The sequence below is a fragment of the Paenarthrobacter sp. CM16 genome, assembly GCF_013179505.1.
In the GTDB taxonomy this organism is placed as follows: Bacteria; Actinomycetota; Actinomycetes; order Actinomycetales; family Micrococcaceae; genus Arthrobacter.
The window spans coordinates 1-3,018 of record NZ_JABMCX010000419.1 but is presented as its reverse complement, the minus strand read 5'-3'; the positions used below and the strand labels follow the sequence as shown (position 1 = coordinate 3,018).

Here is a 3,018-nt window from a genome sequence, read left to right as displayed (position 1 = left end):
CCCCTTCACGGACGTCCGCTTTTTCGAAGCCCAGACCACCACGCTCATCAGCCAGTTCGCCGCCGCAGTCCTGGGCCTGACGCTGAACCAGGCCGCCTACTCCGCGGAAATCATTCGCGGCGGCATTCTCTCAGTGGACCAGGGCCAGCTCGAAGCAGCCTCTGCCTTGGGCATCCCGGCGTGGAAGCGGTCCACCAGGATTGTGCTTCCACAGGCGATGCGCGCCATCCTGCCCAACGCCTTCAACGAGATCATCGGCCTGGTCAAGGGCACCTCGATTGTTTACGTCCTGGCCTACTCCGAGCTCTTCTACACGGTCCAGGTCATCTACAACCGCACCCAGCAGGTGCTGCCGCTGCTCCTGGTGGCCACGCTTTGGTACGTGGTCATCACCTCGGTCCTGAGCGTTTTCCAGTACTACATCGAACGCCACTTCTCCAAGGGTGCCCTGCGTACCCTGCCGCTCACGCCGTTGCAGAAGGCCCGGAAGTTCTTCACCACCCACGGTGCCGCCTCTCCCACGAAGGAATCCCGATGACCACCGTCTTCTCTTCCTCCGAAGCGGCTGCTGCCGCCCACCTCGCTGAAGCGACGCCGGCCAAGGAGCCGGCTTCACCGTCGCCTTCGCAGGGCGGAAAGCGCACGACGACGCCGAACGCCACACCCGCTGTGACCCGCGGCCAGGTGGACATCACCAACGTCCGGAAGTCCTTCGGCACCACGGAAGTCCTCAAAGGAGTTTCCTTGTCCGTCCCGCCGGGTGGCGTTGCGGTGATCGTGGGTCCTTCCGGCTCCGGCAAGTCCACCTTGCTGCGCACCATCAACCACTTGGAAAAGGTCGACGGCGGTTACATCACCATCGACGGCGAGCTGGTGGGCTACGAAGTCCGTGGCAACAAGCTCCACGAACTGCGGGAGAAGGACATTCTCAAGCAACGCACCCACATTGGCATGGTGTTCCAGAGCTTCAACCTGTTCCCGCACCTCACCGCCTTGGAAAACGTCATCGAGGCGCCCATACTTCCCGCCGTCGTGCTTCCAGTGCTGGCCGGGTGCTCCGATCCTGGAGCGTCGGCAGCCAAGCCGGAGTCCGAGGCTGCCAAGAATGGCGTGGTCTACAACACGTCCGTGGACCAGAACCGGATCCGCGGCGAGAAAGACGGCGCTGCCTCCGCCGCTGTCCCCGCAGCGATTGCCAAGGACGGCAAGCTGACCGTGGCCACCACCGCCGGTTCCATTCCGCTGTCCTTCCACGCCACCGATGACAAGACGCCGATCGGTGTGGAGGTGGACATCGCCCAACTGGTGGCCGACAAGCTCGGCTTGGAGTTGGACCTCCAGGTGACGTCGTGGGAGAACTGGCCGCTCAAGACCCAGTCCGGTGACTTCGAAGCCGTCTTCTCCAACGTGGGGATCAACGCAGCCCGCGTGAAGCTGTTCGACTTCTCCACCTACCGCGCCGCGTACATGGGGTTCGAAGCGAAGAAGAGCTCCAGCTACGACATCAAGGGCTCGGATGACATTTCCGGCCTGAAGATTTCCGTGGGCTCAGGCACCAACCAGGAGAAGATCCTGCTGGCTTGGAACAAGGAGCTTGAGGACAAGGGGAAGGCCCCGGCCACGTTGCAGTACTACTCCTCGGACGCAGACACCATCCTGGCGCTCTCCTCTGGCCGCACGGACCTGAACCTGGGACCGTACCCGTCGGTGACGTATCGCGAGAACACCCGTGACGACCTCAAGGTTGTGGGCAAGGTCAACGCCGGCTGGCCCGCAGAGACTCTCGTTGCCGCCACCACCCTGAAGGGCAACGGACTGGCCCCGGCCATCACCGATGCCTTGAACTCCACCATCAAGGAGGGCTCCTACGGCAAGGTCCTTGAACGCTGGGGCCTGTCCGAGGAAGCCCTCCCCGAATCCAAGACCGTCACCGAAGCCACCTTTGTTACGCCGGCGGGGACCACCAAATGAAGTTCCAGGTCCTGGACATCATTCCCCACCTGAAAAACCCGGTGACGGGGGAGATTGTTTCCACTGCCGACCGCCTGAACCAGGTAGTGAAGACAGCCCGCCGGGCGGAGGAGCTCGGCTTCGACAGCTTCTCCGTGGGTGAACGCCACGCCGGCGAGTTTGTCTCTTCATCCCCGACGACGGTCCTCGCCGCCATTGCCGCGGTCACCAGCCGCATCCGCCTCCAAACCGGGGTCACCGTGCTCTCCGTGCTGGACCCGGTGCGCGTGGCCGAGGACTACGCCACCATCGACCAGCTGAGCCGCGGCCGCCTGGAACTGGTGATCGGCAAGGGCAATGAAGTGCTGCAGTACCCGCTTTTTGGGCTGTCGCTGGACGATCAATGGGACCTGCTGGCCGAAAAGTACGGCCTGCTGCGTGCGCTCTGGCGCAAGGAAAGCGTCACTTGGTCAGGCCGCTTCCGGTCCGCGCTCACCGAACCAACCACGACGACGCCACGCCCCTTTGCGGGCTCACCCCGGATTTGGCACGGCTCGGCTACAACCCTCACATCCGCTGCGCTCGCCGCTAAGTGGGGAGATCCGCTGTTCACCGCCAACGCCATCCAACCCCGGGAGAACTACAAGGTCCTGATCGACCACTACCGCGAAGAGTATGAGCGCCACGGGCACGATCCCCGGCACCAGTATCTGGGATCGGGCAGTGGAGCAGGTGGTGTCTTCATTGCGGACACCACCCAGGAAGCCATCCGCCAGTACGGGCCCGTCTACGAAGGACTGACCGCCGGCCGGAACGTCCCAGGCAACAACTCACCTTTCCGGGACATCCAGCACGCCGTTGCCGAGGGGCCGGCGCTGGTTGGCAGCCCGGAGCAGGTGATCGAGAAAATCCTTAGCTACCACTCGCTGTACCAGCATGATCTACAGTCGGTCTCCCTGCCCACCACGCTGCCCTTTGGGCAGCAGCTCGAGATCCTTGAACGCTTCGCCCTGGAGGTCATTCCGGCCGTCCGGGCTGCCGCGCCCACCACCCTCTGGGAGTCCGGTG

At 63.7% G+C, this 3,018-nt stretch carries 3 protein-coding genes; all 3 read left to right on the top strand.

Annotated features, from left to right (window positions below):
• A partial coding sequence (locus tag HP499_RS22765; RefSeq protein ID WP_172326342.1) for an amino acid ABC transporter permease occupies nucleotides 1-538 on the top strand: 538 nt, incomplete at its 5' end.
• On the top strand, nucleotides 535-1,971 hold the full coding sequence (locus tag HP499_RS22760; protein WP_253951755.1) for a transporter substrate-binding domain-containing protein: 1,437 nt from the start codon (nucleotides 535-537) through the stop codon (nucleotides 1,969-1,971). The genes HP499_RS22765 and HP499_RS22760, both read left to right, overlap by 4 nt.
• Nucleotides 1,968-3,018: LLM class flavin-dependent oxidoreductase (locus HP499_RS22755; protein WP_172326341.1), on the top strand; the 1,051-nt coding region annotated here is incomplete at its 3' end. The genes HP499_RS22760 and HP499_RS22755, both read left to right, overlap by 4 nt.

What these genes read in the sequence shown, in the direction of transcription:
- HP499_RS22760 (WP_253951755.1), top strand. Translation starts at nt 535, where the DNA reads ATGACCACCGTCTTCTCTTCCTCCGAAGCGGCTGCTGCCGCCCACCTC.